We start from the raw sequence: 14,879 nt of genomic DNA on the forward strand, positions 1-14,879 counted from the left end.
ACTCCCCGCCACCACGATGCAGCAACGCCCAACCGGAACCACTCAATCAGCTCGCCTATCTGCGCAAGATATGGCGGTGGTTCCGAGCGTGGTCGACAGCTCTGAAGCACAGTTTCTCAACTTCGTGCAGGACTTCGCCAAGGTCCTCAAATACTGGAATGCTCAGGGCAACACCGAGGGCAACTGGCAGCCCTTCTTCCGCTCAGATGTGAGCTTTGTCCTCGCAGACATCGGACGCTATCAAGTCGCCCCGGTGCGCAAGGCGATGCGTGCACTAAAGAAGCGCTTTCTAGCTACCACGCGCTACCCAGAACAGGAACAATTGCTCGTAGAATTCTATGAGCTGCTCCTCACCGAGGCGCAGACTCTCGGCCAGTGGTACGATCGGCTTTCCACGGCGAACAATGCGGACTCGGGCCTCAATGACTTCTTCATCGAGCGCACTCGGAGTAACCTCCACGGCGGCTTCCAATCCTTTCTCAGCAGCTACGATGTCCTCTGCAGTAGCCTCGACACCTTGCCCAACAAACTGGCCGGCAAGGACATCTCGCAGATCACGCAGAACGTCATCATTCTCTTTCAGCCCTTGGTGAACCCGCAGGCTCAAGAAATAAGCTCGCCCGGCAATGGCCAAGCAGCGAACATCGAGAGCTTCTGGATCTACTACGAGCAATTACTCCACTCCCTGCTGACCACGATCACCCAGGTGCTGACTGCCACACCAAAGTTCCTACAAGACACGCTCAGTACGCCGAACCATAGCCCGCAGGTCGCTTTGCTTCTCGGGTTCTATCAATTAATGGGACCTGCTAGGGAGCAACTCAACCAACTCTCGGCTCGCCAGCTAGACTTCTACCTCAACAAGGTACTGCAACAAGCGCCGCTGAGCCACACTCCGGATAGCACCTTCCTTTCCTTCCAAATTGCTAAAGGAACCAGCCCCTTCATCCCTGCGGGCACTTCCTTCCTAGCAGGCACTAGCAGCGCGGGAGCTCCGATCCTCTACAATACCGAAAAAGACCTCTCGCTCAATCAGGTCCAACCCAAGGCCTTCCAGACCGTTTACAACGGCACCAAGAATAACTCTTTAAGGCAGGCGGTACGGGGAACGGTGACTGCCAATCCGATGGCGAACTCGGCAGATGGGCTCGGCGCAAAGATCACCCAAAAGCCAGCCTCTTGGCCGACCTTTGGCCTCACCTCCCAGCAGGCACCAAACAACGTGGTCGACAACCCAGCACAGCTCGGCTTTGCCATCGCCTCCCCCGACCTGTATCTCTCTGATGGTCAGCGCCGCGTCCGATGCTCAGTCTTCACCAAGGACGAGGACATCTCCGCCCTCGCCACCGCCATCAAGTCGCTGCAGCTTCCGAAGCTCAAAGCGCCGGCTCTGAGCTCCACGCAACAGGCGCAGCTCAATACTTGGAAAGATAAATACCAGCAGGCGATGGAACTGCGGCAGGAATTGCTCGAACAAATCGATCCCAAGGCCAACCCTGCCGCTGCTCCAAAACCGCCTAGCTCAGACAACCCGGATCCACAGCCTGCAGCCCCCTTCAACCCTAACCTCAACCCCTTCGTTGAAGCGCCCGCCCCAGCCCCAGAGAAGAAACCCAAGCATGGATTCCTCAGCAAGCTAGGGAGCTTGTTCCACCACCATCACAAGCCGCAACCCAAGCCAGCAAAACAACCTAGCAGCAAAGAAAATGCGCAGAAAAAAGAGGCTCATGCTAAGGCCCTCAAATTCTCACAGCTAGAACAAGAATTTGATACTCTAGAGACGACCTTCAATGCAGCCTATCAAGAATGTGTGCGGACGATTTCCAGTATCAGCGGGCGCGACCCACTGCCACTCGATGATTGGTTAGACGCCTGCATCGAGTGCGTGATCTTCCAGATCAAGTACCACCTCCTCAACAACCACCACGCAGCCAATGTCACCCATCACGTCCACCCGAAGCATGACATCCTCCATTCAAGCTTCATCAAGGACCTTCAAAAAACACTAGGCAAAGCACTCAGCCCGAAGGCCGATGCACTGGGCAAGCTCAAGTCCCTCGCAGACATGACCGGCCACGCAGAGCTTGCCAACAAACTCACAGGAGTCAGCGACAGCCTCAACCAAATCGCGGAAGAAACGACCGGTGAATCACTCAGCAAAGACCTTGCCTCTGCCTCCAAGATCACCGACTACTTCAAAAAACTCGGGAAAAAACAGACCCCGAAAAAAGCGCAAGCGAGCATCAATGAGGAGATCAAACAGGAGCTGCAAAAGCTCGGCGATGAATCCCACACCGAGCAAGTAAAAGACCTTGAGCTCCAATTGATGGAGGCGCTGGATCGCACCAAGGCGGTCACCCATTCGATCTTCAGCCAACAATGGTTGGTACAAATGCGCAGGCAGATCCAAGAGCTTGAGACCAAGCTCATCGATGCTTCCACTCACGCTCTAGCAGTCACACCTAGCACCTTCACCCAACAGAAGTGGCAATTGCTCTCAGAGATGGTTCCCTTCCTTCAGCAACTCCAACAAGAACATCCAGCCAGCGCCAAGGCACCCGGATCTGACGCCGCGGGAAAACCTGCAGCAGCGCCGAAAGAGGAAAAACCCAAAGGGCTCTTTGGTAAGTTAGAGGCCGATGTAACACACGTCGGCGACTCGGCCATCGCTAAGAAGGCAGAGTCAGAAATCCACGAGCTCACGGACTCGTCACTCGCTCAATCGGTAGAGAAAAAAGCCGAAGGCGTGGTTGAATCCAAGCTAGGGGGGGCAGTCAGCGCGGGTGTGCATGAGTTAGAGCACCTGATCCCAAAGCACAGCAAGGCGCTCGACGACACCATCAACACCCTAGCACTGGCCCACAAAGGATGGAGCCACGTCAATGAACTCTTTGGCGACCTAAAAAGCGACGTCAGCAAGCCCCTGCTCAAGCACCTCGAATCGCACGTCACGCCGCAGAACCTCAACAAGCAATGCTCGACGATCCTCGGCATGACCAACAAGGTCCTCGGTGTCGTCGAACCCTTTGCATCGAAAAGCCAGCAACAAAAGATTGGCTCTTTGAATGATAAGATCGACGGCCTGCAGCAACGAATCAGCACCATCGATCAAAGCCACGTGCTGCAGACCAAGCAGCTCAGCTCATTGATCGACGCCAGTGCTGACAAACTCAAAAACCAACAAGACCGCATCGAGCAGGCACTCAAGAATGCCTCCTTGTTGAAAGCCCTCGGACAACAAGCGCTCGGCGACCTACCTGGCCTGGGCAAGATGCAGCATCATCAGCCGAGTCCTGACGCCGCAACTCCAACTAGTTCGGATGGGGGCGCAGGCACCGCGGCTCCGCCAGCACCGAGTGAGCCCATGGTCACCGCCTTGCTCGACCTCAACAAGCGCCTTCGCTACTGGGCAAAAGATGGAGAAGTAACGACTCCAACAGATGCTAACACAAAAACTGGAGACAACTCGGCAGCCACAGCTCAGACGAACAACGCAGACGCTTCAGTAGCATCCACTGCCACGACAAGCGCGGCAGATCATCCAAGCCCACCACCACCACCACCACAGGCTCCTCCTATTTTCCCAACAGAAATCGACTGGAGCACCCTCAACACGATTCTGCAGTCGGCCTTTCAGGTGGAATACAGCAGCGCCAAAGGCTGGAAGACTCCAAGTACCTGCCAAATCGGCTGGACCTACCAGCTGCCAGAGAAGAGCGCCAGCGACCTGAGCCCAACAAAGAGCGGCCTGCTCTACGACCTCAGTCTCGATGCTCTAGCAGCGGCTCCAGCGGCGTGGAGTCAGAAGAGCTGCGGTGGCAACCTAGGCACCACTGACCCCGCCCTCAAGTTCACGATCCAACAATCGATGCACCTCAGCGAGGCTACAAAGGACACCCTGGCACTCAACCCCTACCCGCTACTGGCCCCACTCGAACTAACGGAGATCGAGCTACTAGGCGACACCGTCGGCACGCGCAACTTCACCGCGCAAAACCAAATCTCAGCACTCAACCCGAAGAAGCCTTTCGCCCCCTTCGGCGAACAAGCGATCCAAGAGGCGGAGTTCTATCTCGGCAACAACGAGGCCTTCAGCAAGAAACTCGATTACCTCAGCCAGGAGATTGAATGGTACAACATACCAAAAGCTGCAGTTGGCTTCGCCGAGCCCTATGATCTCTACAACCGCTTCGGCCCGAGTGGCACATGCTACACCAATGCCAGCTTCAAGTGGTCGCTCGACATCCTCAATCAAGGGACATGGAGTCCCCTAAGTTCCGTCCCAGTTCAGATCACCGACAAGGACTCCGAGAGCGCGATGAGCAAGGCAAACACCAGCGACATGTTCGAGTGGCTCCAGCTGCCTTTCACCAACAGCACTCTCTATCAGAGCCACACGAATTTCGAACCAAAGCGTCCCTCCTTGGTGAAGCCGCCTGCTTCGATGAAGTTCAACGCAGCAGCATTTTCCTCGTGGCAATACCTCCCGATGCCCCAGCTTCCAGGCTTACCGCAGATGTCGCCGCTAGACGTGGGGCCTTTGTTGCCAAGCACCTTGCTCATCATCGACCCGAAGGGACTTGGCCAAACGACGAACACCGAGGCTCCGAGCAGTTTTTCTAGCAAAACAACATGGAGCGATGCGAGCCAAAGTGGCTTCCTGCGCTTCACCTTGCAGCAGCCCGAATACGCCTTCGGTTCCAGCCTCTATCCAGAGGTTTTAGCCGCTATCAATGGCGCTAACATGACCCGCATGGTCGACCTTGTCGCCTTCCGCGCATTGAAGCCCGACAACCAAAAAGCGCTCATTGAAATCTGGCAATATGAGCTCGAGCAACAAGCCGCCCAGTGGAAGAAAGAGGACGCTGCCGACAAGAAGGCTGAGAGCGATAAGGCAAAGAAAGACAAACCCAAGCCCCCACCGCCACCGAAAGGCCCGTCGCTTCTACACAGCATTGCCAAAGGCCTCGAACACGGCTTGGTCGGTGCCGCAATCGATGGCATCGGCATCGCCGAAAAAGCCACAGCCCTCAGCCCAGAGGGAGCACTCGTGAAAATCTTGGGCGACTTCGCGGGTAAAGAACTCCACCACCTCACAGAAGACCCACCGCCGTCATCACACCCTGGCACTCCTCATCAGCCGAACGCGCCGAAGCCTCCAGCCATCGACACCAACAAGGTCTTCAAGCCACTGAAGCCCCCACCATTGCCGTGGGTGCCGAAAGTTAAGTCGATCGTGAGCAACTACGGCAGCCATGAAGCGCTCAAGGTAGCGACCCCATCAGATTCTAACATAACATTCTACCAGCTTCAGCCATTTGGTTGCAGCGCGCCTCTAGCAAGCACTAACAGCAACGTGGAGACTACCCCCTTGTTGGCTCGTTTTGACGACCAAGCCTACCTCTTCATCGGATTGGAAAATGTTGAAGCACCACAGACCATCACCTTGCTCTTCGAACTGGATGAGGCCACTGGTAACCGCAAGTTACCGGCTGCGAGCCCGGAGCTAGCCTCCCTCACCTCGAATGGATGGGAGACACTGCCACAGACTCAATGGCAGGATGGCACCGCTGGATTGATCAAATCGGGCGTCCTCTCCGCGACCTTGCTGTCAAAACCGGCGAGCAGCACGAGCTTGTTTGAGAATACGCCAAGCCTCACTTGGCTACGTCTGAGCGTGGCCGAATATGCGAGCGCAGCTTGTCAGACCCTCAATGTGTTGAGTCAAGCAACGGCGGTGGTATACAGCAGCGGTGCAGACCTCGACACCCACTTCAATGCTCCTTTGCCTGCCGGCACCATTTCCAAGCCAGCCGCGCCGATCCCAGGAGTTACCAAGACGGTCCAGCCACTCGCATCCAGCGGCGGCGTTCCGGCAGAGACTCAGCCCCAGTTTCACGCACGCGTGGCCGAGCGCCTACGCCACAAAGACCGCGGCATCACCCGCTGGGACTTCGAACACCTCGCACTGCAGCAATTCCCGAAGCTACGCGCGGCCCTCTGCCTCAACAACACCAAGCCAGCAGCAACAGGGAGCAGCACCCACCCAGGAGCCACCACTGTCGTGATCTTCCCAGAAATCAGTGCCCAGCAAGCACCACTTTTTCCACTAGCAGAGCACGCTAGCATCATCGAAACCAAAGCATTCCTAGCGGCACGCTGCGATTCTTTCCTTGATCTCACCGTTTGTAATCCCGAGTACCAATTCCTCATGGTGGAGGCGGCATTGAGCTTCACTCCAGGCTACGACCCAAGCCATTACCTGAAGCTACTCAACCAAATGTTGGTCGATGCCATCGCCCCGTGGAGCCAGAGTGGTTCGACTATCAATCCTTTTGAAACCAACACCACGCGCGACACCTTGTTGCAGAAAATCCAAGCGCAAGACTACATCCAATCGGTGCAATCCATCAGCCTCAGCATTGCGAGCAGCGCCGCGGGCGACGATGCCCAGCCGTTAGAAGTGCAAGGGAGCGAGGCGATCCTACCCGCCAATACCTGGGGCCTCATTAGCTCGGTGGAGCAACACCAGCTCAGCATTGCCACAGGCCCTAGCAAACCACTAACGAAAACTAGCAGTTCAACTTCTAGTAAGACCGTTAGCACGCCCTCTCCTGCCACCACCGCTCCTCCGGCGGGCAACACCATCTTCATTGGAGCCTCCTCATAACCATGGTCACCACGAACACAAGCACCAGCATCAGCGGTCCCGGCCAACTCCCAGAGGAGCTTAATTTTCGCATCCTCAAGCAACTCGGCTTGGACAGCATCATCGAGTCCGGCTCACAGCAATGGACCGACTACAACGAGCATGACCCGGGGATCACCATCCTCGAGATCCTGACCTTGGTGGCCACCGACCTATCGTACCGTAGTAAGTTCCCGATCGAAGACATCCTCACCATCGGCCCCGCTGCCAATGGTGGAACGAATTACTTCCCAGACCAATTCTACAGCGCCGCTGAGATCCTTAGCACCAGCCCGGTCACTCTCACAGATTTCCGCAAGGTCATGATCGACCTGCCCGGCATCGCCGATGCCTGGGTGACTCCCTGCGATGCCCAAGGCAGCGCCATCCAAGGGCTCATCGACATCACCCTTGCACCGAGTGATGCTCTGCAAAAGGGGCTCGCCTCCTATCAGGCGATGCGCACCGAGCTCAACGAGACTGAGACCACAAAACTCAAGGCGGACCTCAAGACTCTAGCTGCAGTCCCTGAAGGTGAGACCATCCCCATCCCACGTAGCCTCGTCACCCTCTTGGTTGACCTCTGGGGACTCCCGCCACGCAACGCGGCCGACCTCAAGATTGCGCTCGATGCCTACTTCCACGTGCTGCCCGATCAACTGGCTGAGATCACTCTCAAGCTAAGCTGCTTCACCCTGCCGCAGGGGATTGACGGCGGCTCACGCGATCAACGGATGGATCAACTTTATGGGCTGCTAGAGAATTTATTCTTCAGCAAGCGTCTACCCGACGACCATTGGCTACCACTTGGGCTGCGCGCAGTGCTCGAGAATATCCGCAGCGCGGCCGAGCTCCAACAGAGCACTCTAGCGGCAGCAGAAATGCTCTATCTGGAACACCGCCCCCTAGGCAGAGACCTACGCAAGGTCACCCTATTGGAGCCCGTTCCTATCTTGTTCAAACTCGACCTACAATGCACCCCAGGTGCCGACCAAGAACAGACCGTAGCCCAGGCACTATTCACGCTGAAGCAGACACTCTCGTCGGCAGTCCAATTCCTCAGTCTGGAGCAGATGATGGAGCTTCAGGCCAACGACACCAATGCAGTGTTCAACGGCCCGAGCCTGCAGCATGGGTTCATTGATGACGCTCAGCTCACGCCACGTGTGCCATTCTTGTTAGCTAGCGAATTGAGCAACGCGATCCGCCACCTACCGGGGATCTTGCACATCAACCAACTGCACTTCGCTTTCAGTACGAATGGTAGAACGCCCGATGACTACGAGTGGACCGACGCAGCCGTAGTACCCGCCTCCAAGCTTCCGGTGCTCGGGCCCATACAGCACAACCATTGTAACCTGACGCTGTCCGAAGAGCAGCTGCAATACGCCTTCGACACCCTCATCTACAGCGAGCCAGCAGCCAAACTCAGCCCCCGCAGCCGCGATCTCGAAATCCCTGCCGGGCAGTTCCGCGACACCGCAAACTACCAGACGATTCAAGAGGATTTCCCAAGAATCTACGAGCTGCAACCCTACGGTCCGAGCGAGCCAGAACCTTCGCGCGAACGTATTGCCGAGATCCGTCAGTTCCAAGCCTATCTCTTGATTTTTGACCAAATCTTGGCCGACTACTTCACCCAATTGTCTTGCGCCGGCCAGCTGTATTCCTGGTCGCCAGACGTCACCTCCACCCGCTTCTTCCAAGGGCTGGAGCGCGTGGTCGATCAGCTCGACGATCTGGTGGATCTCGAAAGCTATGCCGAGCAAACAACCGCGATCATTGAAGGAAAACCGAGCTTCGTCCGCCGGCGTAACCAGTTCCTAGAGATGCTGCTCAAACGCTTTGGGCGTGGCCTCAGCAATGAGCTCAACGCACTCTATCAAACACCAAATCAGCGCGAGCTAGGGGTCGATATACGCCAGCAATTCTTATCCCAACTCCCTGCTTTGAGTGGGCGGCGTGGCACCTCCCAGAACTACCGCAGTGCCACTCCTTCGCTGCATCTCTCGGGCCTGATCAACACCATCAACACCCTCTGTGGTTTCGACCCTCTAACCGAGCAGAATCGAATCTTCCTTGGCCTATTCGCCCAAGCGGATCTCAAGGACATCTCCATGCTACAAGCCTGGATGCCGCACTACACCCTCACCAATTGCCAGTCACAGCCGATCGATTTCAACACCATGCTGCCGGTCGCGCTGGATAAGAAGAACTACCGACTCGACCGCAAGAACCTCCCCCTCAGCGAGGGTGAACAAAAGCAATGGTTAGGCTACTCCTTGATTGCGAAAAAACTCAAAGCCAACCAAGACCTCACCAGCTTGCTAGAGAGCCCCGCTTCACCAAACAGTATCCTTGTTACGCTCTATCGGGGCAGCTTCATTTTCCGAGTCTACAACGACTCGGGCCAATGCACACTCAACCTCTCCTCGCTGCAGCTGGAGCATGTGCAGTCGCAGCTCAAGGACCTGGAAAAGGCACTGGAACCCTACTGGCACAAAGACCAAGTGGCTGCCTCTGCAAAACAGAATATCATTCTCCAAGTCATCTTCTTGGTGCAACAAACCCACCGCCTCATCCTAGCGGGTTCACTTGCCGACGGAACCTTCCTCGAACCTTGCCAGCTGAATCAAACCTTCGCGGATGATGACAGCGCCGCCCCAGTGATCGAATCGCTGATCCAAGTCTTCACAAAATACGACGCCATCAGCCGCCAGGTCACCATCGTCGAGCATTGCCTGCTGCGGCCCTCGGATCAGGACAAACAGTGCAAGGTCTACCTCCAGAATGCTGACTCCACTCAGTGGGCTCTGAGTGACGCAAGCTACAGCCAAGATGCCCTCCAACAAATCGCGATTGGCGACCGAGAGACCGTCACTTGGTCGATCCATAACAACTCCAAAACTGCAGTCTATCAGAGCACTTGCCTGCCACCATTTGCTACACAAAAGCAGGATTCAGCCAGCACGGAGCCAGATTGGTTGAGGTTCCAGGTCACTGGCCCAGCAGCTGATACAGGCCTCTATCAGATACAGATTTCCTATGGCGAGGCCAGCCACCCGGTCGCACTCACTAGCACACAGGGCTTCGACTCTCCAGATGACGCGGAGCAAGCCATCCAGAGTTGGGTGAGTTATGCTGTATCACAGCGCAGTCACCAAGGAGACGCCTGGGGAATCACTCTCGCTGGTACCGATTCCACACTAAGCTCAGTCCCAAGCTTCCTCAGTAAGGATCCGTATTCTTCGGTGGCCACGGTCCTGTTACCGCAATGGCCATTGCCATTCCAAGACAGCAGCTATCGTCAGACTCTGACCGAACTCATCCAAGCTGAGGCTCCGAGTGGGATCTATTTGAACATCCTCTGGGTTGACCTTCCGTGGTTCCAACAATTCCTATCACTCCACGAGACATGGCTATGCCTCTACCAGAACCCGCAGACAACACCTGAGTGGTTGTCCGCCGCAGGTAGCCCGATCATAGACTTGATCCTCGAGGAGACCGCACGCCAGAACCATGGATGAGCACCATCGGATCGAGACCATGCGCTTTATGTTGGAGACGCCTGATGGGGTCGACACCCACGAGCTGCAGAACACGGTAAGCCGTAGCTTCAAGGACCGCGTTCAACCGCGCATGAGCCAGCTCCTTAGCGAAGCGAGCCAGGGGCAACACTTCACTCTAGACACCCTCGAAGTCGACCTCGGCAGCATCGACATCGACCACCTCGAATCCGAGCTCCCCGAGCGAGCCGTGGAAGCGATACGCACCCAGCTGCGCCAAGCGATTCAGATAGAATCGATCCCGCCATCACGGGCTGCACCATCGCAGACCTTGCGCACTGCCATCTATCTGCTAGAAAATGCGGCGACCCCCTGGTGGGCACCGAATGCACAGGCCCATTCTCTGGGCGACTGGCTCCTCGAGGCCATCAACGACTCTCCACTCGCCATGCTCGAATACTTGGAGTCGAGCCTCCAACAAGCCTCGCTACGAGCGCGCTTCCTCCAAGCCCTCAGCCCCAAGCAACGCGAACGCTTTTTCAAGCGTGCTCGCCGTCAATCGAGCGGCAAGAAGTACAGCGAGTTGATCGAAACACTGGAGCGCGAGCTCGAAGCTCCCGAAGGTAACGCGCTTGAATCACTGCGAAGTTTCCTCATCCGCCCTCCGCAGAACATCTACCCGAGCCAGCTGCAGACAATGATCACAGCAGCGGTAAAGTCACATTCTAAAGAACGCATCCGCCAAGAACTACGACATCACCTGCGCTCTGCAAGCCTGCGCCGTGCACTCATCGATCGCCTCCCTAAGCAAGGATTAGAAGACCTCCTACGCTATCTCGCACCCAACCAATCGCAAGCACTCATCCTACAAACACTGGCTGCCTTGGAACTGGTAGAAGGAAGTTTTCAGAACCATGCATCGCACCTGAGAAGCGCACGACACAGCCTATGGAGCCTGAGCATCCTAAGAGTCTTGGAAACTGGGGATAGCCACCATCATCTCAGCGCGCTCTTGGACGCCTTCCCCAACCACCACAGAGTCGACCGAAAATCGCTCTACCACTCGGTCAGTCGATCACTCGCTCAGAAGCAACGCAGCTTCGCCCCTGACCTAGTCGAGCAGGTACAAGCATGGCTGGAGCGCCGCCCCTCAGAAGACAAAATAAGCAGCAGCGTCGAAGATGAAGAAAGTAGCGTAAGCGAGGAAGTACTCGAAGAGCAGAATGAAAAGACCACACTCAGCCCTGAGCAGGAAACTTTGCTAAAGCAGCTGCAACAAGTATTGAGAAGACTTCAGCCGCTTGGCCGCCCCATCGCTGAGGACATCGTGCAACGCGCGCTGCAAACCTATCAGGAGACTGGAGCAGAGGGCATTGATGCAGACGATGCTCTCCTCTCGCTCTATCAAGACATCGCGAATGCTGGGGGAATTACCTTGGTAGAACTGCTAGAAACGTTCACCGCAATTAGTCCACTACCTGAACCCTTACGCTCGATACACCAGCGGATCGACGACCCAGCCGAGCCGAATGAACAAGCGTCCAAACCACTGCTCCAGCACCTCGCCGCAGCGAGCCCGCGACCGGAGCTACAAAAATACCTAGAGAGTGTCCGCGCAGAGGACGTGAAGCGAGCGCTAGAAGATCGTATCACCTGGTCGGCTTTCCTCGATGCCCCAACGAGCATCCAAGCCCTGATTCTCAACAAGGCTTCTCCAAATAAGGCAGACTTCTATCAAGAATACCTGCCCCAACTTTGGTCATTGAAGCAGGGCAAGAACCTCAATGCACCACTTCCACCTAGCACGCTCTACGCGACCTTAATGCGGGGGATGCTCGAGCAAACTAAGAAATTGCAGTCGGCTCTATCTCCTTGGCAAGAGGTGCTAGAGGCAACACGCACGAAGCTCTCAGTGACTCATGAAGATTGGAGAGCATCGTTCCAACCATGGCTGGAACAACAACTAGATCCGCACGTCACAGCAGCGGCAGCAACGACGCCTACTCAAACAAAAAGAAGTTCGATCGAGCTGCTAAAAGAGCTGATCGAGCAACTGGAACAGGGTAATCGCATCGATCAGAAATCCTTGTTAAAGCATGGCGAGCAGGCCTTGCGTGAGTCGCCGCGCGCTCTCAAAGAGCAAGTCGAACAAGCTTGGTTTCAAAGCAGAGTCTGGAAGGATGCCATCCTCCCGCAGTCGCTCACCCTCGGCTTGATTAAACTCGTCGCTCCGAGCCAAGCAATCCCGCAAGTGTACCCAAGATGGAAGGCAATACTCTCTGCACACGGCGAGTCGCCCATGCTCAGTGAAGCGGAGTTTCTCCAAAGCGCGCTACAGCACCTGCTAGAACTCGCTAGAGACAAGGGCGAAGCAAAGATGGAACAACAGATACTCGAGTCATTGGCTGAGGAGGTCTGTGACGTGCAGGCCGAGCTGAGGAAGGAGTTAGTCCATTCCATTTCTAGCGCAGAGCCTGAACCCACCGCCGCAGCTGAGAGCCCGAGCTCCGCTGAGGCGATCGAGGCGATCGACCCAACGCAAACACCACCGAGCGCGGAGCCCTTCGAGGTGCCTAGCGACACGGAAGCCATGATCGAGCTGTGGGCTCAGATGTTGGAAAAGCTTTGGACTGATGATCCGCTGAGGGTGATCCAACATCTCAGCGAGGCCAGCCTCAGCGGCACGCACGCTGCGCAATCGCTACGATCCGTCTCGATGTCCTTAGTCAGAGACTTCATTCGCACGATCTACCCGCAGATTGCCACGCGCACCTTGGCGATCTTAGAGCAATTCGACGCCTTGCAGGAAGCGAGTCATCTGCCGGGTATCGAGACTCAGTCGGAACTCGACGCTGTCGTCTCCGAGACTCTCTTGCTTGCTCTGACAGCCAAGCGCCGCAGTGGCCATCACAGTGAGTCACTGGCGCTTCTCATACTAGAATCACTGGCGGATGCTGAGGGTGAGAGCGTTTCTAACTATGCGGGAACCATACTCAACTCGGTCATAGCGAAGAACACTCAGGCTCTTCCAGAGGGTGAGTTGCTCGACATTCTTCGACGCCTTTCAGGAGATGTTCCGAACAAGCAAAACTCACTCACAGGGAGCCTCCCAACAGATTCTAGCAGCTCGGCACTCATTACCGTGCTCAGCCTCACGGACCCGGTAGTGCCTACACCTGAGGAGCGCGAACTCAACGCGGCGATCCATGCGCTAAGCTACAGCGAATCGCAACACGCGCGACAGCAAGTCATCACTCATGCCGACACCTTCCTAGAGCGTAGCCGAATCCTATCGGCAAGACTGCAGATGGATCTAACCGGCATGCTAGCGCCTCGCCTGCAAACGATTCTCCAAGCAACGGTCCAACGTGTGGCGGACCTCGCTCCCCGCCGCAGCGAGCAGGAACTTGGGATGCTCGCGCTCCAGGCCTTAATTGAGAAGCCCATGTCCGAGCTGCGAGAAGTACTTCTGCATTACTTCAAGCTACTCGAGCTCGAAGCTACTCCGACCCTCTACCAATTGTTCGATACCAAAGTGAAGCGGCCTAAGCTTGGCGATACCGAACTTGACCTGTGGCTGTTTCAGGAGCTCGAAGCAGCTGAGGAAAAAGCGACTGCGCTAGAGTGGCATGACCTCGACGCGGCGCGTCGAGCTATACAAGGCCTGGTCGAAAACGAGCCAGAAGCTTTACGTAGCCAAGCCTCGCTCGACGCCATCGTCCGAAGCCACGAGATGCCTGCTGCCTCCATTTCACTCATTCGAGACTTGCAGCGCGTCCTCGTCGCTACGCGCTCCGAGCCTGAGAGCGCCGATTTCTCCCCACTCACCTTGAGCCTGCTTCAGGAGTCGCAGCAAAACCTTCACAGCGACGTGATCGAGCATGTGGCGCAGCTTCAGGGTGGCGACCGCCGCGATTGGATCACCCAACATTGGCAGACGATCCAAGAGCTCGCGCCCAGTTTCGAAAACCCACGCTCGCTGCGCGCCCTCCACCAAGCCGCAAATCGCTTGCTGCCCGACCAAGCGATCTCATTGCCGAATCTAGCAGGCTCAGTACCAACCCACTTCGAACAAATTCCAGCAGAACCTATCAGCATGCCAAATCAGCCTAGAGAATCAAGCGAGACTCCCGCCCCCGTGGTCACCGATGTGGAGAGTGAAGTATGGAAAATCGAGAATGCGGGGCTAGCACTTTTTGCCCCCTACATCGAAATGCTTGTCGACCGCGCTGGCTTGCTAGAACACCGCAATTTCCCTAGCACAGAGCACGCTATTCAGGCGGTGTTCCTCCTGCAGCACGTGATCACTGGAGAATACAAGGCGCACGAGCCAGAGCTTTTGCTCAACCGCATCATCTGCAATCTCCCCCTCGAGCAACCGCTGCCGCGCTCCGTAGAGCCCGATTCCTCCTGGCCTGAGCTCGTCGCCGGCCTCAAGAGCGCCGTCATCCACCACTGGAGCACCATCGGCGAAACCACCCACGAGGGTCTGATTCAAACCTTCGTCAAACGCAGCGGCTCCCTACGCTACCACCACGAAGACGGCTGGAGCCTCCACGTCGACTCCGGCCCCTACGACATGCTCCTCACCAGCCTGCCCTGGGCCATCTCCAAAATCCAGTTCCCCTGGATGCACGAAGCCATCCGGGTCGAGTGGATATAATCCCCAACTCTTTCAGCTAACA

3 protein-coding genes are annotated in these 14,879 nt (G+C 56.3%); all 3 read left to right on the plus strand.

Features of this window, described 5'->3' with window-relative positions; genetic code table 11:
- The first annotated feature begins 16 nt into the window (after positions 1 to 16).
- From F454_RS0112110 to F454_RS0112120, 3 genes are read left to right on the plus strand one after another with little or no spacing between them, the layout of a single operon-like run.
- A complete protein-coding gene (locus tag F454_RS0112110) occupies positions 17 to 6,670 on the plus strand; it encodes a baseplate J/gp47 family protein (protein WP_018970924.1) in 6,654 nt (2,217 codons plus the stop codon).
- Positions 6,671 to 6,672: 2 nt separating this feature from the next.
- Positions 6,673 to 10,215, plus strand: coding sequence for a hypothetical protein (locus tag F454_RS0112115; protein ID WP_020684024.1), 3,543 nt, complete (start codon positions 6,673 to 6,675; stop codon positions 10,213 to 10,215).
- Positions 10,208 to 14,857: a contractile injection system tape measure protein gene (locus tag F454_RS0112120; RefSeq protein WP_018970925.1), complete on the plus strand. Its 4,650-nt coding sequence runs from the start codon at positions 10,208 to 10,210 to the stop codon at positions 14,855 to 14,857. Before F454_RS0112115 ends, F454_RS0112120 begins: the two co-directional genes overlap by 8 nt.
- Positions 14,858 to 14,879 lie beyond the last annotated feature (22 nt).

Origin of the sequence: Rubritalea marina DSM 17716 (genome assembly GCF_000378105.1) — a bacterium.
Lineage (GTDB): Bacteria > Verrucomicrobiota > Verrucomicrobiia > Verrucomicrobiales > Akkermansiaceae > Rubritalea > Rubritalea marina.